The sequence below is a fragment of the Myxococcus sp. CA033 genome (assembly GCF_013336625.1).
Taxonomy (GTDB): domain Bacteria; phylum Myxococcota; class Myxococcia; order Myxococcales; family Myxococcaceae; genus Myxococcus; species Myxococcus llanfairpwllgwyngyllgogerychwyrndrobwllllantysiliogogogochensis.
In genome coordinates, this window is record NZ_JABUMU010000004.1 from 237,551 (window position 1) to 255,357 (window position 17,807).

Genomic DNA, 17,807 nt, shown 5'->3' on the forward strand with positions numbered 1-17,807 from the left:
GGTCACTCTTGGGACTTCGCGGGGACCAGGGGTTCGGCTTCCCCTGGCTTCGCGACAGTCGAGGGGGCTTCGGTCGCCTGGACCGGCATCCCCGGTTGGATTTTCTGGAGGCCTTCGATGATGACCCGGTCACCCTCGACCAGGCCGCTGTCGACCAACCACCGGTCGCCCACCGTCCGATTGGCCTGGACGACGCGCGGCTCGACCTTGCCGTCCTTGCCCACCACCAGGGCGGTGGCGTTTCCCTTCGGGTCCCTGGCGATGCCCTGCTGAGGCACGAGGAGCCCCTGCTGGCGCAGCCCGTTGCCCACGAGGGCGCGGACGTACATGCCGGGCAACAGGGACTGGTCGGGGTTGGGCACCGTCACGCGCAGCGCGAAGCTGCCCGTGCCCGGGTCCACCGTCACGTCGGAGAACGTCAGCGAGCCGGCGTGCTCGTAGCGGCTGCCGTCCTCGAGGAGGATGGTCACCGGCGTGCTGTCGGTGCTCTTGAGCGTCCCAGCGCTCAGCTCCTTGCGCAGCCGCAGCAGCTCGCCGCTGGACTGGCTCACATCGACGTAGAGAGGATCCAACTGCTGCACCACCGCGAGCGCCGTCGGCTGATTGGCCGTGACGAGCGCGCCCTGGGTGACCGACGACTTGCCGATGCGCCCGGCGATGGGTGAGGTGATGCGGGCGTAGTTCAGCGTCACGCTCGCTCGCTGCAACGCGGCCTGGGCGGCCTTCACGTCCGCCTCCGCCTGGCCCAGGGCGGCAATCGCCTTCTCGTTGTCCGCCGCGGTGACGGCCTCCAGCCGGGTCAGCTCGGCCGACCTCTTGGCGGTCAGGGCAGCTGACGTCAAGGTCGCCTGGGCACGCTCGAGCGCCGCCCTGGCGCTGCCGTAGTCCGCGCGGTAGGTCGCGTCCTCAAGCTCGTAGAGCGGCTGGCCTGCCTTGACCACGCCCCCTTCCGTGAACAGCCGGCGCTGGACCAGCCCGTTGACCTGGGGCCGCACCTCGGCGACGAGGAAGGCATTGGTACGACCCGGCAGCTCCCGGGTCAGGAGTACGGACTCCGCCTTCAGGGTGACGACGGTGACCTGGGAAGGCCCATAGGACTCCTGCGGCGGGGCTGCCTTCTGACAGGCGGCCAGCAGCGCGGCGCAGGACGACATTCCAACGAGCGCCAGCCGGAGCGAGCGCGAGCGAGACCACATGAAAACCTCGGGAGCGGGGATGGGAACAGGGCGCCAGCCATCAGCGCGCCCCTTCCTCTATCGAAAGCGTGGGTTCCTGCCACCAAAACCTGACGAACATTGGAGCGAACCCCACGGGGCGAAAATCGCTGGACACTTACGAAAGTGCCCCCGGTAGTCTGACAAGGCGCTGGAAATCCCGATTGGACCGTGAGCACCGCTCCTTGAAATGCTTGGGGACAGCTCAAGGAGCCGTGATGCCGCGCACCCCCTCTTCTCGTCGGAAGCACCCTCGCCAGCAGCGGGCCCAGGCCACGTGCGATGCCATCCTCACCGCCACCGCCCGCCTCCTCATCCGTGACGGCTACGAGGCCACGACCACCAACCACATCGCGCAGGAGGCCGGCGTCAGCATCGGCTCGCTCTACCAGTACTACCCGAACAAGGAGGGGCTGGTGTTCGCCGTGCTGGAGCACCACGGCACGCGGTGGCTCGCGGAGCTCGAGACGGCGCTGCGCGACTTCGCCTCGGCGCCGCTGAACATCGCGGTCCGCGCCATCATCCAGCAGATCCTCTCCAGCAAGCGGCTGCGCTCCCAGCTTGATCCGCTCCGGCATGTCCTGCTGCCGGTGCTGCGTCCGCTGGGCTACGTGGACGCCTTCGAGCAACAGCTCTCCCGTCTCGTGAGAACCTTCCTCGCGGCGCGACTGGAGGACATCCGTCCGCGTGAGCTGGACATGGCCGTCTTCATCATCGTCCACACGCTGGAGGCGCTCTGCCATTCCGCGGGCATGGACCGCCCCGACTACCTCACGAACGAAGCGTTCCCGGAGGAACTGTGCGCGCTCGTGCTCGGCTACCTCCGCCTGGAGCCCGCGGCACTCAGCCACCCGCCGCACACGTCCACCGCGCCTCGACAGAAATATGAGCAATAGGCCCGTGGAGCACGCTCCGAGGCCCCCGTTCCCCTCGGAGACGCGAATGTGAGCAGCCATGCGAGTTGAGCCGGGGTGCAATCAAATACATCCTGATTGCACCTCCAGCGCTTGTCGCCACGGCTCTCCACTCCATGAATCTGAATCCCGATGACCAGCAGCGGGCCGCCGCGTACCAGCAGCTCGCGCTCGGAGCCTTTCCCGTCCTCACCCAGCCGCAGCTCGACGCCATCCGGAACCGGGCCCGCGACTATCAATCACAGTTCCGCGCGCACCCCGCGCTTCATGACACCGTCAACGTGCTCCTGCTCCTGGGGCTGTTCGCGGCGGACCTGCTATCCCTGACGTTACTGCCCTCCCTCCTGCCGTGGCCCCTGTCGACCCCTGGCGGCACGGTGCTGGCGGGGATGGTGTCGGGCGCGGTGCATGGCTTTCTGGTGTGCGGCATCGTCACCTTCAGCGTCCACGAGGGCGCCGCGCACAACCTCCTCATCCTCGGCAGGGGCCGCGTCGCGCGGGGGCTGCGGGTGCTCGCGAACAATGCCTGTCGGCTCTTCCTCGCGGACCCGCTCCATTACGCGGAGGCCCATGCGAGTCATCACCGGAGCCTGGGGACGCCCGACGACGGCTCCTTCACCCACTTCGTCCGCTTCCGTCGGCTCCTGGGCAGCCTGCTCCCGCTGGCGCCCATGCTCAGCCACTCGGACTACTTCCCGTGGCGGCCCCAGGAACACACTCGCAGCCGCCGGCTCTCTGTCGCGCTGACCAACGCGTACCTCGCGCTCTGCGCGGTGCTGGCCACCTGGCTGCATGGCTTTCTCTTCACCGGGGTGGCGCTGTTCCTCGTCGGCAGCTGGCTCAGCTTCGTCCTGGACCGGCTCCGCGAGAGCACCGAGCACCTCTTCATGCCCCTGGACCGGGTGAATGGAACGCGAGAGCTGGGCCTGGGGTTCTGGGGGCTGCTCCTCGGAGGCGGGCCCTGGGGACAGCCGTGTCATCTGGCGCATCACCTGGCGCCCGCGCTGCCCTGGTACCAGCAGCTTCGTCTGCACTTCTTCCTGCGCCGCCTGTTGACCCCGGAGCAGCGGCGTCACTTCTTCCTGAGGCCTGTCGTCGGCCTCCCCGCGCTGCTCTGGCGTCTGGCCACCGCGACACCTCCCGCGCCGGCCCGGGACTGAAAGGTTCACTCCATGACACTTCCTTCTCAACGCGCTGACGCGCCCGCGAGGGGTGCGCCCTTCGACGCCATCTTCATCGGCTCGGGAATCGGCTCACTGGGCGCGGCGGCGGTGCTCGCGCGGCACGGCCTGAAGGTGCTCGTGCTGGAGCGCCACTCCGTCGCCGGAGGAATGACCCACACCTTCCAACGCAAGGGCTACGAGTGGGATGTCGGCGTGCACTGCCTGGGCAAGCTGCATGACCCCGACGCTCCGCTGCGACGCGTGTTCGACTTCGTCACCGACGGAGCGCTCGGCTGGGCGCGGATGGACCGCGTCTATGACCGGCTCGTCTTCGACGACCAGCGCTACGACTTCGTCACCGGCGCGGAGGCGTTCGAGGCCGAGCTGGGCCGCGCCTTCCCCGCCGAACGCAAGGCCATCGCCACGTACCTGAAGCTGCTGCGCGGCGTGGAGCGAGCATCCCAGCGCTACTTCATCCAGCACGTCCTCCCCCGCTGGCTGACGCCGCTCACCTATCCCGCGCTCGGCTGGCCCTTCCGCCGCCACTCGAACCGGACGACGCGGGACGTGTTGCGCTCGCTCACGTCGGACTCGCGCCTGCTGGGTGTCCTCACCGGCCAATGGGGCAACTACGCCCTTCCTCCCGGAGACAGCAGCTTCGCCATGCACGCCCTCATGGCCGAGTACTACCTGGAGGGCGGCTGCTATCCCGTGGGTGGCGCCGGAAGCATCCTGGGCCACATCGCCCCGGTCATCACCCGCGCCGGGGGACAGGTTCGCGTCCGTGCCGAGGTGAAGGAGATCCTCGTACGAGACGGTCGTGCCCTGGGCGTGCGCCTCGCCAGCGGCGAAGAGCTCCTGGCCCGATATGTCGTCAGCGGAGCGGGCGCGGCGCAGACGCTGGGGGTGTTGCTCCCGGAGGCCTGGCGACCTCCCGAGGCCGTGCGAGCGCTCCAACGGATTCCCCAGTCCATCGGACACCTCGGCCTGTACCTGGGCCTCCGAGGCACACCCGAGGAGGTGGGCCTGCCCGCCACCAACGTGTGGGTCCACGCCGGCTATGACCACGACGCGAACCTGCGCGCGTTCAGGGCTGACGCCTCGGCGCCGCTTCCCGTCGTCTACCTGAGTTCCTCCTCCGCGAGGGACCCCTCGTGGGCTCAGCGCCACCCGGGGCGCTCCACGCTCACCGCCCTGTGTCCCGTGCCCTACTCCTGGTTCGAGAAATGGGAGGGCACGCGCTGGCATCGGCGAGGGCCCGAGTACGAGGCCCTCAAGGCACAGCTCTCCGAGCGACTGCTCTCCGTCGTCCTCGCCCAGTTCCCTCGGCTGCGCGGGAGGGTGGAGCACCAGGAGTTGTCCACGCCACTCAGCACCGCGCACTTCTCCAATCGCTTGCAGGGCTCCATCTACGGACTGGAGCACAGCCCGGAGCGCTTCCGGCAACCCTGGCTCCGCTCGCGGCTTCCCATCCGCGACCTGCTCCTCGTGGGACAGGACGCCGTCTCCGTCGGCGTGGGCGCATCGCTCATGTCCGGCGTCCTCGCCGCCTCCGTCATCCTGCGACGCAACGTCCTGGGCGACATCGTCCGCCAGTCTTCTTCGCTCCGCGCGGCCTGACGGTCGCGACGCCTCCTCTCTCCACCTCTTCTGACGGCGCCCGCGAACCGGGTGACCGCCGCGCCGGCGCATGTCCGGACGCCCCTGCCTCGCCCGAAAGGACTCACCATGAAGCCCTCGCTCCGATTGCTCCAGACCCTCCTGCGCGGACAGACCCGAGGACGGCTGGGCCCCCTGGAGGAAAGCGTCACGCAGTGGCGCGTCCTGCCCACGGACCTGGACCTCTTCGGCCACATGAACAACAGCCGCTATCTGGCGATGATGGACCTGGGCCGCGTGGACCTGCTCGTGCGCGCGGGCCTCCTGTCGGACCTGCTTCAACACCGCTGGGTCGTCCCCGTCGGAGAAACGTCGCTCCAGTTCCGGGGCTCGCTGCGCCTGTTCGAAAAGTACGAGCTGGGCACGCGACTGGTGGCGTGGGACGAGCAATGGCTCTACTTCCAGCAGGAGTTCCGACGCCCCTCGGAGCCCGAGCGTCCGGTGGCCACCGCCCAGGTGCGCGCCGTCGTCCGCGACGCGAAGGGCACCGTCCCTCCCTCTCGAATCATCCAGGGTGTGCTGGGACATGAAGCCCGCAGCCCGGAGCCCACCGAGGAGCTGCGCCGCCGCTTCGGTTTGAACCCGCCTCGCGCCAGTGCCGCCGTTGTACCCGGCGCTTCGCACGAGCCCCTGGCCATCGTCGGCATCGGCTGCCGGCTTCCCGGAGGCATCGAGGACACGGACAGCTTCTGGAAGGTGTTGATGGAGGGGCGCGAGTGCATCGTCGACATCCCCGAGGAGCGATGGGACCCGAAGAAGTTCCACGATGCCTCGGGCCGGGCCCCCGGGCGCAGCCATGTCCAGCGCGCGGGACTGCTCCAGCAGGACCTTCGCGAGTTCGAGCCCGGCTTCTTCGGCATCACCCCGCGCGAAGCCAACGCCCTGGACCCACAGCAGCGCTTGATGCTGGAGGTCTCCTGGGAGGCGCTCGAGGACGCGGGTGTGCCCCCGAGCGGGCTGGCGGGCAGCCGCACCGGCGTCTTCGTCGGCGGCTTCATGATGGACAACCTCATCCTGCACGCGAGCCCGGACAACCGGGAGCGGCTCGACAGCCACTCGGCGACGGCGAGCACGCTTACGATGCTCTCCAATCGGCTGTCGTACTTCTATGACTTGCGAGGCCCCAGCGTCTCCATGGACACGGCCTGCTCGTCCTCGCTCGTCGCGCTGCACCTGGCCTGTCAAAGCCTGTGGGCGAAGGAGAGCGACGCGGCGCTCGTGGGCGGCGTCAACGTGCTCCTCCTTCCGGAGACGCAGGTCACCATGTCCAAGGGGAAGTTCCTGTCCCCGCGTGGACGCTGCCACGCCTTCAGTGACCAGGCGGACGGCTACGTGCGTGCCGAGGGCGCCGCGGTGCTGGTCATCAAGCCCCTGTCCGCCGCGCTGCGCGATGGCAATCCCATCCATTCACTCATCCTCGGCACGGCCGTGAATCAGGACGGACGGACTCCGGGCATCACCGTGCCCAACGCGGAAGCCCAGGTGGCGGTGATGCGCGAGGCGTACGCGAAGGCCGGCGTCGACCCGCTGCGCGTCTCGTATGTCGAAGCACATGGCACGGGCACGCCCGTGGGAGACCCCATCGAGGCGAACGCCATCGGCACGGTGACAGGCGTGGGCCGCACGGATGGAGAGCGCTGCCGGATGGGCTCGGTCAAGACGAACCTGGGCCACCTGGAAGCGGCGGCGGGAGTGGCGGGCGTCATCAAGGCGGCCCTCGTCCTCAAGCACGGCACCGTCCCACCCCACCTGCATCTGGAGAAGGTGAACCCTCGGATTCCGCTCGATGCACTCGGGCTACACATCCCCACGCGTCCGGAGTCCTTGCCTCGCGGGACGGAGCCACGTGTCGCGGGCGTGAACTCCTTTGGCTACGGAGGCACCAACGCCCACGTCGTCCTGGCCGAGCCGCCCCCGCGCGTGGCCACCCTGACACCCCGGCGCGCCGAGGGACGCCCTCACCTGCTTCCACTGGGCGCGAAGTCGCCCGAAGCCCTTGCCGAGCTCGCGGGCCGCTACGCCGGCTGGCTGGAGGCGGGACGCGGCACACCGGAACAACTCTGCCGCGACGCAGCCGTGCACCGCTCGCACCCGCGCCATCGCCTGGCCGTCCGAGGCACGAGCCGGGAAGCCCTGGTGGCCACACTGCGTGCCTTCGCGAACGGCCAGCGCGATGTGCCCGGATTGGACTTCGTCGCGGAGCCGCCCGAGGGACGCAAGCTCCTCTTCGTGTACACAGGGATGGGCCCGCAGTGGTGGGCGATGGGGCGACAGCTCCTGACCACCGAGCGCGTCTTCCGTGACGCCGTGGAGGAATGCGACGCCCTCTTTCGCGAAATCTCCGGCAGGTCCATCGCGGAGGAGCTGACGCGGGACGCGGCATCTTCGCGCATCACCCGCACGGAGGTGGCCCAGCCCGCCAACGCCGTGCTGCAGGTGGCGCTCACGCGACTGTGGGCCTCATGGGGAATCATTCCCGACGCCGTGGTGGGACACAGCATCGGAGAGGTCGGCGCGGCCTGGGCATCCGGGGCGTTGGACTTGAGGGATGCGCTGCTCACCGCGTTTCACCGCAGCAGGCTCCAGCAGCGGATGGCGGGACACGGGGCGATGCTGGCCGTTGGACTCGGTCCGGATGAAGCGCTCGACCAGGTCCAGCGCCATGGTCCTGGCATCGCCATCGCGGCCATCAACAGCGCGCGCTCCGTCACGCTCGCGGGGGAGCGAGCACCGCTGGAGCGCGTGGCCGCGGAGCTGGCTTCCACCCAGCGCTTCCACCGCTTCCTCCAGGTGGAGGTGCCGTATCACAGCCCCCTCATGGACCCGCTTCAGGGCGAGCTGCTCACCGCCCTGACTCCGCTGCGCCCCCGCGCGCCGCGCATTCCCATCTACTCGACGGTGTCGGGGCGACGCATGGTGGAGACCGAGCGCCATGACGCGACGTACTGGTGGAACAATGTCCGAGGCTCCGTGCGCTTCGCGGAGGCGCTCCAGCAGGCCGTGGTGGACGGGCATGGAACGTTCGTCGAGGTGGGACCGCACCCTGTCCTGGCCTCGTCCATCCGGGATGTGCTGAGCGCGTCGAAGGCCCGCGGAGAGGTCCTCGCGTCGCTCGTGCGAGAGACTCCCGAGCAGGAGACGATGACCACCGCGCTGGGGAGGCTCCATGTGCTGGGCGCGGGTGTCTCGTGGCAGGGCTACTTCGGAGCGGGAGCGTTCGCGGGAGCCCCGCGCACGCCCTGGCAGCGCAAGGTCTACTGGGAGGAGAGCCTCCGCTCCTCACGCCGGCGACGCGCCTTCGTGGGACATCCGATGCTGGTGGACTCCGAGCCCGGCCCGTCACCCACGTGGACGTCGGAGCTGAGCCTCGCGGCACTGCCCTATCTCGCGGACCATCAGGTGGCCGGGAGCCTGCTCTTTCCGGGCGCGGGGCATGTGGAGCTGGCGCTGGCGGCACGGCACGCGCTCACGGGGGATGCGCGCTGCTGCATCGAGGAGCTGGAGCTCGCGTCGGCGGTGCTGCTCCGGGAAGCCGCGAACCCGCGAGTGCGCCTGAGCTTCTCCTCGGAGACCTCCCGCTTCCTCGTTCAGCGACAGGACGAGGAACAGCAGCCCGTGGTCTGCGCGCGAGGCAAGCTCGTCTCCTCGGGGCGGGGAAGCCGGACCGTGGACGTGGCGACGCTCCAGGCCAGGCTGTCGGACCTGACGACACCCGAGGCGCTGTACGCGTCCCTGGAGCGCCGAGGGCTGCGCTACGGCCCCGCCTTCCGCGCCGTGGTGGCGTTGCACCGCGCGCCGGGGGAGGTGCTCGCGCGACTTGCCCTCCCCGACTCCGTGGACGAGCGCGGCTACCACCTGCACCCCGTGTTGCTCGATGCGGCGTTCCACAGCCTCATCGCGGGAGCGACGGAGGATGCGCACCACGACATCGTTCCCACGGGCATCGAGCGCATCCAGTTGCTCGCACTCCCGGGTCGGAAGCTGATTGCCCACGGGCGACTCCTGTCCGTGAGCGGAGGAACCCTGCGCGGTGACATCACGCTGATGCACGAGGACGGCACCCTCGTGGCCGAGGTCACTGGCTTCACCTGCCGCCTGTTGCCCCGGGCCGCTTCGGACGAAGAGACGCTCCTGGAGCGCTCGGTGTACCTGCGGCGGTGGGAGCGAATCGAGCCCTCGGAGCCGGAGGTGCGTGAAGAGGTGACGTGGGTGGTGCTCGGTGGCTCCCTGCCCGAGTCAGGGGCGCGTGGCTGGCACCATGCCACTGACACCTCGGCACTGGAGGCCGTTCTCGGTGCGCGGATGGAGCAAGAGCGGGTGCGGCTCGTGGACTTGCGCTGGCTGGACTCAGCGCCCGAGAGCGAGGCTCCAGTGACGCGCGGAACGGATGCTGCGGATGCCCTCCTGCGCGTGCTCCAATCGCTGCGCCCAGGGCGGGTCGAGCGCTACTACCTGGTCACGACGCGCGCCGAGTCCGTGCTCGACGAAGCGGAGGCAGCCTCACGGGTTTCCGAAATCCACTCCGTCGCGCCGACACAGCCAGACGTCCCTTCGCTGGAGCACGCGCCACTGCTCGGTCTTGCCCGTATCGCCATGACGGAGCGGCCGGAGTTCGGCTCGGCGGCAGGCATGGCGCTCGGCGCAACACCTCGCCCCTTTGCGCCGACACCGTCGGACCTCCCTTCGCTGGAACACGCACCACTGCTCGGGCTGGCCCGTACCGCCATGACGGAGCGGCCGGACCTTCGCCTCACCTGGGTGGACCTGGACGCGACTCCGTCGAGCGTGGAGGCCTTGCTGGTCCGCCTGAGCGGGCTGGGCACGGAGCAGGAGGTCGCCGAGCGCGGTGGGCTGTTCCACGCCTCGCGCCTCGTGCGCGGCTCTCTCATGACGTCCCCCGCCCTCTCGCGAACCCAACCGCTGGAGCCGGTCCCCGAGGGCATGGGCCATGAGCTGGTGCTGGGAGAGGAAGGCCGACTCGACACGCTCGGCTTCGTCGCGAGAGCGCGCCGCGCTCCCGATGCCGGTGAAGTCGAAATCGAGGTGGAGACCACCGCCCTGGGCTTCAAGGACATCATGAAGGCCCTGGGCCTGCTCTCGGCGCGCGTGAAGCAGAACACCTATATCGGCGACGCCATCGGCATGGAGGGCGCAGGACGCATCAGCGCCGTGGGTGCGGGAGTGACGGACTTCGCTGTCGGAGACCGCGTCTACGGCGTCGCCCCGCGCTTCGTCGCGTCACACGTGGTGCTGCCCGCGGGCCACGTGGTGAAGCTCCCCGAGCACCTGTCGTTCGAACAGGGCGCCAACCTCATCGTCTTCCTGACCGTGTATCACTCCCTGGTGCGCGTGGCCCGGCTGCGCCGGGGCGAGCGAATCCTCATCCATGGCGCCACCGGTGGCGTGGGTCTGGCGGCCATCGAGGTGGCCCGGTGGTGTGGCGCGGACATCATCGCGACGGCCGGCAGCGAAGAGAAGCGTCAGTACCTGCGAGACCAAGGCCTCACGCACATCAGCAACTCCCGAGACGTAAGCTTCGCGGAGGACGTGCGCGCCTGGACGGGCGGGCGCGGAGTCGACGTGGTGCTGAACTTCATGCCCGGCGAAGTCATGACGCGAAGCCTCGACTGTCTGGCGCCGTTCGGCCGGTTCATCGAGCTGGGCAAGGCCAGCTTCGAGCAGGATGAGTTGCTCCGTCTGCGCCCGTTCAACGAGAACCTGATGTACGCGGCCGTGGACTTCGACCGACTCCTGGAGAGCCGACCCGAAGAAGTGCGCGAGCTGTACCAGGAGGTGATGCAACGCTTCGAGGAGGGGAGCTTCCGTCCCCTGCCCTCGCGCTCCTTTCCGGCGAGTCAGGTGGAAGAAGCCTTCCGCGCCATGGCGCGCGGCAAGCACATCGGCAAGGTGTGCATCTCCCTGAAGGACCCGGCGCTGCGTGTGCGTCAGCCCGCGCGGCGCGAGCGACTCGCACCGGACGCCACCTACCTCGTCACCGGTGGCCTCGGAGGGTTTGGCCTGGAGGTGGCGCGCTGGCTCGTGGAGCAAGGAGCGCGGCACCTGGTGCTGGTGAGCCGCAGGGGGGCCCAGTCCGAAGAAGCACGCGAGGCCCTTGCCGCATGGAGTGCTCAGGGAGTAGTGGTCCATGCGCTCGCGGCGGACGTGGCCCGGTATGCGGACCTGGAGCAGATCTTCGCGCGGCTCCACGCCGAGCTGCCGCCACTACGAGGTGTCTTCCATTGCGCGGTCGCACTGGACGACAAGCCCCTGGAGCGATTGGACCGGGCCTCGCTGGAACGGGTGATGGCCGCCAAGGCACAGGGAGCCTGGAACCTGCACCTCATGACCCGAGCGTTGCCACTCGACCACCTGATTCTCTTCTCCTCCATCTCTTCGCTCATCGGCAACGCGGGACAGGGGAGCTACGTCGCGGCCAACAGCTTCCTGGACCAACTAGCGGTGTACCGCCGCAAGCAAGGACTGGCGGCGACGGCGATTCAGTGGGGTGCGTTGGGTGAAGCCGGGCTGGTCGCGCGCAATGCCCACGTGGCCCAGCACCTGGAACACCTGGGCTTGCGAGGCCTGTCCACCCACGCCGCGCTCCAGGCGCTCGGACGCGTCCTGGACGCCCCTCCCGTGCAACTGGCCATCGCGGACGTGGACTGGAATCGGCTGGGTGCAGCGCTCGTTCCCTGGAGCGGCTCACGCCGGCTCGTTGGACTGCTGGAGACGCCGGAGTCGTCTGCCGACGCGGAGCGGAGTGGCGGGCTCATCGAGCGCGCCCTCGGGGGGCTCGATGACGAGGCCCGCCGCGAGTTCATCACCCGGACGCTGTCGAGGATCGTCGCGAGGGTCATGCGCACGCAGGACGGGGCGCTGAACACGGCCCAGCCACTGCGTGAACTGGGAATGGACTCCATCATGGCCCTGGAAATCGTCACGGCCATCGAAGGCGAGCTGGGCGTGAAGGTCTCCACGATGGAAGTGGTGAGCGGCCCCTCCCTGCGCGAGCTGTCCACCCTGATGCTGGGACAGGTCCAGCGCGCGCAGTCAGCCGCGTGAGCTTCACGGACTCAGGGCACCGGAGCGCGCTGCTGCGCGAGGAGCCAATCCCAGAACGCGTAGTTGTTGTACTGCTGCGTCCAGCAGTCGTGGGCTGAGCCCGGCAGCACGGTGAGGCGACCGATGGCCGTTCCGGTCGCCACCACCCCGGCCTGTGACGTCCACGTGGGACTGGATGCGCCGGGGAACAGGTACGTCTGCGTCGTGGTCGACTGTGCCACCGCCACCAGTTGGAACTGTCCGTAGTTCTTCGTCACGCCCTGCATCCAGGAGCGCTCGGCGGACAGCGACGAGCCGTCCGCATACGAATGCACCGCCCACACCGGCACATTCAACAGCTTGGTGATGGTGGGGCCCGGAGTTCCGATGTTGGTGGCCATGGGCGCGAGCGCCGCCAGCCGGTGGCCGTACTCATACGCATACTTCCAGCTTCCGTAGCCACCATAGCTGAGGCCCGTGAGGTAGATGCGCGTCGGATCCACTCGGTAGTTGGCCACCAGGAAGTCGACGAAGGCGTTCAGGTCCGCTGGCACCCAGTTCGTCGGGGCGCGAGGCGAGAAGACGATCACCTGCTTCTGACCGAAGTACGCCTTGCCCTCGCTCGTGGTCCGAATCTTCTTCAGCGCCCCATGCCGGGAGACGACCTCCAGCAGGTTCGCCTCCGTGGTGGAGGTGCCGAACTCCGTCAGGCCATTCAATTGGATGATGACCGGATACGAAGTGTTGGGGGACGTCAGGTATCCGGGCGGCAGGTACTCCGCATAGCCATAAATCGCCCCTGTGCTCGCGGGCAGTCGCGCCACGACCTGGTCCTCGGTCGTGATGACGAGCCTCGCGGACTGCGCACCCCACTGTTCAAACCCTTCATCCTCGACGCCGCCTCCGCAGGCGACGGTCCACATCGCGATGGACAGCGCAATCACTCCAAGCCGCATGGTGTTCTCCCTCGATGAGCGCCTGAATCCTCCTTGAGTCTGCACAACCCGAACCCATGGCGAAAGTCGACAGCCCGAAACCGGGGAGACCACTACAACTCAGGTGCAAATGTCTCCAGGAGCCAGCAGTTTCGGATCACACCCGCACACAACCCTCCAGCAATCCCTTCATGCGCTGTCGGTCGAGCGACAGTCCCTGGAAGATTCCTGTCTTGGATTGACGCCTTTCGGGCGCATCATTCCCGCCGCCTCACACCCCAGGAGTGACTGATGATGCGAAAGCTGGTTGCTGGAGGAGCGATGATGATGGCCCTCACCACGGGCCTGTTCGCCACCACGTCCATGCAGTCTCCACCGCGTTCCGGAGGCGGCGCGTTTGCCGAGGACCCCGCCACGCTGACGTCAGGGGAGCAGGCGGGATTGATTGGCAGATGTTCGGTCGACGGTTCGTTCTGCATCAACACGGCGGATTGTCAGCGCCGTGGCATGGGCACCTGCGGCTGACATCTCGGGATGACCGCAGGAAGGGACTCGCACAAAAGTGCGAGTCCCTCGTTCCTCGAACGTCCTGGACTCGCGCCCCTCCGGAGCGGTCACGACTACAGCCACTTCATTGCAATAATATCACAATGGCCGTCCACGCCGCTCCAGTTCCTTGCAAGAGACCCGCTGAGTGATTCGAGTGCTTGCAGCGCTTGACCGGACAGTGTCTGTCACGCCAGTTCGCAATCAGGGACGCAGTACCTGACATCGATGAGGGTGCGCGTCTGCGTCAGATTCGACTGGCAACCCGCGTACAGCGTGGCGGGCTGCCCGTTCTTCCGAGTCGTGCCGCACTTCGAGACGCAGGCCTGGACGTTCTCCAGCCAGTACACGAGGTCATTGTTCGGACAGTTGGGTGGAATGCCAATGCCCTGCTCCACACTCTCAAGCGCCGTGCTGTCCGGTGCATCGGCGGCGGCCTCCACACCGCCACAGGCCGCGAGGGACAGGAAAGAAAACGTGGCCACCGCGATGGCAAGGCGAGACATGCGCATGTGCGACTCCTTCGGATGAGAGGAGTTGCCATGATGGACGCCACCCTCACTTCGGCCCAGGCGCCCCCGCCCAGGACTGTCGCGCCGAGCACGCCACCGCCCAAGTGATGCGTTCGGGTTGGAAAGCTGCGCGATAACGCGCTTCCCACCCACCACCGGGACTTGTAGGGTGCCATCTGCCATGCGGCGGCTTGGATACCCAGCGGGTAGACGGTCCGTGGTGACACGGTCCGCTGCCTCTCCGGGGTACCCCCGGGGAATGATTTCGAGGAGCACAGCCCCACGCGAGGCCGGGACTGCGGCGAGCCGCAGTGCGGGCCACGCCAGACGGGACAGGTGGGTCCCAACCGCCGCGTGGCGCACGAGTGAGGCATGAGCAAACGGATCGCCGTGGCGAATGCGCTCGCATCCGCCTTCCTCTCCGGGCCCTGGACGACCGCGGGACTCGTCGAACGCGGAGCCGAAGTCATCGGTGGCCGGACGCCGTGGCTCCTCTCGGTCGTACGGAGCACACGACGGTTCTTCCCTCGGCCACCGCACGCCCGCTTCGAACTGCTCGCGGACATTCTCGCCACGCGTCCCGCCCTTCAGCGAGCCTGCGGCAATCCCCACGCCCCCGTGAAGATTCTCCACTGGGTCGCCACCGAGCCGGAAATGGGCCGCCAACCGTGGCCCGTTCCGTCACTCCCAACCCAGGCGGAGCTCACAGATTGGCTCGGGATGACCGACGCGCAATTGGGGTGGCTGGCGGATGCTCGCGGACTCGAACGCATGACCCCGCCAGGGCAGTGGCGGCGCTACCGCTACACCTGGATTCCGAAGCGCAGCGGCGGTGAGCGCCTCCTGGAGCAACCCGGGCTGGACCTCTCGCGGCTCCAACGCAAGGTGCTGCACGGCATCCTGGATGTCATTCCGCCCCATGAGGCCGCATACGGGTTCGTCGCGGGCCGAGGCGTCCGCGGCTTCGCAGAGCCCCACGTGGGGCAGGCCGTCGTGGTGCGCGTGGACCTGGAGGACTTCTTCCTCTCCGTGAAGCCAGCGCGCGTCTGGGGGGTGTTCCGCGCCGCGGGTTATCCCGACGACGTGGCCACGACCCTCGCGGGGCTTTGCACGACCCGAACGCCCAGCGGAGTGCTGGAGCAGGCCCGTCGGTCGACGGATGGAGAAGCGCTCACCGCTCGCTGGCGACTGGCACGAAGGCTCGAGTCCCGGCACCTCGCCCAGGGCGCACCTACGTCACCTGCCCTCGCCAATCTCGCCGCATACCGACTGGATGTTCGTCTGTCGGCGCTCGCCTCGGCGCTGGGGGCCCGCTACACGCGCTACGCGGACGACCTTGCGTTCTCGGGAGGCGAGGCCCTGGCGCGGAGCACCGGCCGACTGCTGCGATGCGTGGCGCGAATCGTTCGGGAGGAGGGCTTCACGGTGCGAACCGAGAAGACTCGCGTGATGCGCCGGGGTCGCCAGCAACGACTGGCGGGTGTGGTGGTCAATGAGCACCCTTCCGTGCCTCGGGCGGACTACGACCGACTGAAGGCCATCCTTCACCTGTGCCGCACTCGAGGGCCCGCGAGCCAGAACACCGGGAGCCATCCCGAGTTCCGCGAGCACCTGCTCGGCCGGGTGGCCTGGGTCTCTCAGCTCAACCCCACTCGGGGAGCCAGGCTTCGCGCGATCTTCGAGCAGATTGCGTGGGAGTGAGGCCCCCGGTTCTTGAATCACCCCAGGGATGCAACTCCACACCACGTGGCGGGATGAAGCGCGGGCCTGCCTCGGCGGTCCGTGGCTGTTCCTGGCGTCTCCGCATGCTTTGGGCCGAGAATCGCGGGCGTCGGCGCTCTTGAGGCGTCGCCGTGCACCCGGCGGTCCGCCATGGCCAACGCAGCCTCCCAGCTCACCGTCCTCCAGCCACGTGCCCCCCTGGCGCGACTGCGCGACGCCGCGAACCTGCTGGCCTCGCTCGCGCCCGGCACGCTCTTCGCCGTGGCGCTGGCGCTCGTGTCGAGCCAGCCGCGCTTCTGCTGGCTCACCGAGCCCCTGCGCTACCCCTGGGAGCTCTGGGTGGTGGCCCTCGCAGGCACGACAGCGACGGTGGCTGGGGTCGCGGACTGGCGATACCACCGCGTGGCCCAGCTGCGGGTCGGCCCCAACGAGCACCGCGCGGAGTTCCTCGCCCTGGCGGGTGGCGGCTTCCCGCTCTTCCTGCTGATGTGCGCCGCCTCGGTGGCACGCCGCCCGCTCGCGTTCCTGCTGCCCGTGCTCGTCGTCCTCATCGGGACGGTGGTCCTCATCTGCTACGACGAGTTCGTCTTCCACCGTCGGCGGTGCGATGCCTGGGAGACCCTGCTGCATCGGACCCTGCTCGGCGGCCATGCGACCGCGTTCCTCGCCTGGGCGCACTTCTGCTTCGTCCGCGAGGGCCTTCATGGCTGACCGCCCGCGCTCCCCATGGCGACGCGGCACCGAGCTGCTGACACGCGCCGCCCACCTCTACGACGCGCCGGGCTCGACGCTCGCCCACGAGGCCCGAGGAGCGTGGCGCGGGGGCTTCGTCAGCAGCGTGATGTGGATGGCGCAGGCACTCGCCCAGGTTCGAGGACGGCCCGTCCTCAGCGCCTTGCCACACGCGGGACGCTGGGGCGCGCTCAAGTACGGCGGGGCACTCCTCGCGGCCCTCGGTTGCTGGGGGCTCGCCGTCGTCCTCGGACTGCCGCACGCGCTCGGCTTCGTGCTCGCGGTGCTCGCGTTCTACGCCGCCGAGGTCCAGGGACTCTTCCTCTTCCCCCTTCTGATGGATGGCTCCGAGCACCCCTGGCGCAGCGGACGCGCATTGCTTCGCCGAGCAGGCGGTACTCCGGGCGCCGTGGGTACGGTGATCATGCTGGCGGGAGTGATGCTCCTCGGGGGGCTGGTCGGTCGCGGCTGGGTCCGCTGCTGGTGCCTGGGCTGTCTCGCGGTGGTGCACTGGTACGAGGACCTGCGCGCGTGAAGCTCACGGAGCTCTGGAGTCGCGGCCTCGCCAGCGCGATGGACGCCGTGCGCGTCAACACCGTGGCCCTGGAGGTCCGACCGGAGATCTCCCTCTGGCACAAGCAGCGCCGACCCGGCATGGGCGCGGTGATTGCCGCGGGCAATGTCTTCCTGCGCCTGTCTCGCAGCCACATCCGGATGTTTCCCTCGGCGAAACGCTGGCGGAACTGGGAGCTGGATTCCTTCGCGCTCCTCCACCCGGACCGCGCCGCCGAGGCACGCGGGGGCCGCGCCGTCGCACTGGAAGCCCTTCCTGGTGAGCGCCTCGACCGACTGCTCGCGCAAGGCCGACTCACCCAAACCATGGTCGAGGCTGCCGCGCGCGAGCTGCATCGAGCCCATGGTCTGACGCCACCCCACGCCTCGCGCCCGTGGTCCCACGGCGATGCCCACCTGAAGAACCTCCTCTATGACGAGGCCGGACAGCGCGCGTGGCTCATCGACTTCGAGACCGAACACGACCCGCACCTCGCCACCGCCGAGCGCCACGCGGATGACCTGTTCGTCTTCCTGCTCGACCTGGGCGGACGCGCGACTCGGGAGCAGGCCCTCCCGTTGGCGGTGGCCTTCCTGCGTGCCTATCCCGAGCCTCACGTCCACAAGGCCCTGCGAGTCCGCCTGCGGCCACCTCACGGACTGGAGCGAGCCCTCTGGAAGAGCCGCTCACACCACCTCCCGGAAGCACGGCTCCTGGAATGGCTGGAGCACCTTCGCCAAGAGGTGACGCGGATGGAGTCGGCCTCGGGCGCGGAGGACGCACCGGAATCCCGCCCCCTCGCGACCTGACCTCGGT

Annotated in this window: 12 protein-coding genes; 9 read left to right on the top strand and 3 right to left on the bottom strand. The window is 68.8% G+C overall.

The window, feature by feature from the left end; all coding sequences use genetic code 11:
- Positions 1–2: 2 nt before the first annotated feature.
- Positions 3–1,196 (bottom strand): efflux RND transporter periplasmic adaptor subunit, encoded by a 1,194-nt coding sequence (locus HUA78_RS13780; protein ID WP_174476453.1) that lies wholly within the window; start codon positions 1,194–1,196, stop codon positions 3–5.
- A gap of 236 nt (positions 1,197–1,432) precedes the next feature.
- Here HUA78_RS13780 and HUA78_RS13785 point away from each other — a divergent pair, with 236 nt between their 5' ends.
- From HUA78_RS13785 to HUA78_RS13800, 4 genes are all read left to right on the top strand, one after another.
- Positions 1,433–2,110 carry a TetR/AcrR family transcriptional regulator gene (locus HUA78_RS13785; protein ID WP_174476454.1) on the top strand — a complete coding sequence of 226 codons (678 nt, stop codon included), beginning with the start codon at positions 1,433–1,435 and terminating at the stop codon, positions 2,108–2,110.
- Between the two features lie 134 nt (positions 2,111–2,244).
- Positions 2,245–3,288 carry a fatty acid desaturase gene (locus HUA78_RS13790; RefSeq protein WP_174466598.1) on the top strand — a complete coding sequence of 348 codons (1,044 nt, stop codon included), beginning with the start codon at positions 2,245–2,247 and terminating at the stop codon, positions 3,286–3,288.
- 12 nt (positions 3,289–3,300) lie between these two features.
- Positions 3,301–4,911 carry an NAD(P)/FAD-dependent oxidoreductase gene (locus tag HUA78_RS13795; RefSeq protein ID WP_174476455.1) on the top strand — a complete coding sequence of 537 codons (1,611 nt, stop codon included), beginning with the start codon at positions 3,301–3,303 and terminating at the stop codon, positions 4,909–4,911.
- Between the two features lie 108 nt (positions 4,912–5,019).
- Positions 5,020–12,012 carry a type I polyketide synthase gene (locus tag HUA78_RS13800; RefSeq protein ID WP_174476456.1) on the top strand — a complete coding sequence of 2,331 codons (6,993 nt, stop codon included), beginning with the start codon at positions 5,020–5,022 and terminating at the stop codon, positions 12,010–12,012.
- A gap of 11 nt (positions 12,013–12,023) precedes the next feature.
- Here HUA78_RS13800 and HUA78_RS13805 read toward each other — a convergent pair whose 3' ends face one another.
- Positions 12,024–12,947 carry an alpha/beta hydrolase-fold protein gene (locus HUA78_RS13805; RefSeq protein ID WP_174476457.1) on the bottom strand — a complete coding sequence of 308 codons (924 nt, stop codon included), beginning with the start codon at positions 12,945–12,947 and terminating at the stop codon, positions 12,024–12,026.
- Positions 12,948–13,217: 270 nt separating this feature from the next.
- On the opposite strand from HUA78_RS13805, the gene HUA78_RS13810 reads away from it, so the two are divergent.
- Positions 13,218–13,451: a hypothetical protein gene (locus tag HUA78_RS13810; RefSeq protein WP_174476458.1), complete on the top strand. Its 234-nt coding sequence runs from the start codon at positions 13,218–13,220 to the stop codon at positions 13,449–13,451.
- Positions 13,452–13,660: 209 nt separating this feature from the next.
- On the opposite strand, the gene HUA78_RS13815 is transcribed toward HUA78_RS13810, so the two are convergent.
- Positions 13,661–13,984: a hypothetical protein gene (locus HUA78_RS13815; protein WP_174476459.1), complete on the bottom strand. Its 324-nt coding sequence runs from the start codon at positions 13,982–13,984 to the stop codon at positions 13,661–13,663.
- 372 nt (positions 13,985–14,356) lie between these two features.
- Here HUA78_RS13815 and HUA78_RS13820 point away from each other — a divergent pair, with 372 nt between their 5' ends.
- The 4 genes from HUA78_RS13820 to HUA78_RS13835 all read left to right on the top strand — a co-directional run bounded on the left by HUA78_RS13820 (position 14,357) and on the right by HUA78_RS13835 (position 17,800).
- Complete coding sequence (locus HUA78_RS13820; RefSeq protein WP_174476460.1) at positions 14,357–15,685, top strand: reverse transcriptase family protein; 1,329 nt, start codon at positions 14,357–14,359, stop codon at positions 15,683–15,685.
- A 171-nt stretch (positions 15,686–15,856) separates the two neighbouring features.
- Complete coding sequence (locus HUA78_RS13825; RefSeq protein ID WP_254623703.1) at positions 15,857–16,417, top strand: hypothetical protein; 561 nt, start codon at positions 15,857–15,859, stop codon at positions 16,415–16,417.
- Positions 16,410–16,973 (top strand): hypothetical protein, encoded by a 564-nt coding sequence (locus HUA78_RS46415; RefSeq protein WP_254623704.1) that lies wholly within the window; start codon positions 16,410–16,412, stop codon positions 16,971–16,973. The genes HUA78_RS13825 and HUA78_RS46415 overlap by 8 nt, the downstream gene beginning before the upstream one ends.
- Positions 16,970–17,800, top strand: coding sequence for a hypothetical protein (locus HUA78_RS13835; RefSeq protein ID WP_371745571.1), 831 nt, complete (start codon positions 16,970–16,972; stop codon positions 17,798–17,800). Before HUA78_RS46415 ends, HUA78_RS13835 begins: the two co-directional genes overlap by 4 nt.
- Positions 17,801–17,807: the final 7 nt, after the last annotated feature.

Bases quoted from the DNA above. Each gene is read 5' to 3' on its own strand.
- HUA78_RS13825 (WP_254623703.1), top strand. From the start codon at position 15,857: ATGGCCAACGCAGCCTCCCAGCTCACCGTCCTCCAGCCACGTGCCCCC.
- HUA78_RS46415 (WP_254623704.1), top strand. From the start codon at position 16,410: ATGGCTGACCGCCCGCGCTCCCCATGGCGACGCGGCACCGAGCTGCTG.
- HUA78_RS13820 (WP_174476460.1), top strand. From the start codon at position 14,357: ATGAGCAAACGGATCGCCGTGGCGAATGCGCTCGCATCCGCCTTCCTC.
- HUA78_RS13790 (WP_174466598.1), top strand. From the start codon at position 2,245: ATGAATCTGAATCCCGATGACCAGCAGCGGGCCGCCGCGTACCAGCAG.
- HUA78_RS13805 (WP_174476457.1), bottom strand. From the start codon at position 12,947: ATGCGGCTTGGAGTGATTGCGCTGTCCATCGCGATGTGGACCGTCGCC.
- HUA78_RS13795 (WP_174476455.1), top strand. From the start codon at position 3,301: ATGACACTTCCTTCTCAACGCGCTGACGCGCCCGCGAGGGGTGCGCCC.
- HUA78_RS13815 (WP_174476459.1), bottom strand. From the start codon at position 13,984: ATGCGCATGTCTCGCCTTGCCATCGCGGTGGCCACGTTTTCTTTCCTG.
- HUA78_RS13780 (WP_174476453.1), bottom strand. From the start codon at position 1,196: ATGTGGTCTCGCTCGCGCTCGCTCCGGCTGGCGCTCGTTGGAATGTCG.
- HUA78_RS13800 (WP_174476456.1), top strand. From the start codon at position 5,020: ATGAAGCCCTCGCTCCGATTGCTCCAGACCCTCCTGCGCGGACAGACC.
- HUA78_RS13785 (WP_174476454.1), top strand. From the start codon at position 1,433: ATGCCGCGCACCCCCTCTTCTCGTCGGAAGCACCCTCGCCAGCAGCGG.
- HUA78_RS13810 (WP_174476458.1), top strand. From the start codon at position 13,218: ATGATGCGAAAGCTGGTTGCTGGAGGAGCGATGATGATGGCCCTCACC.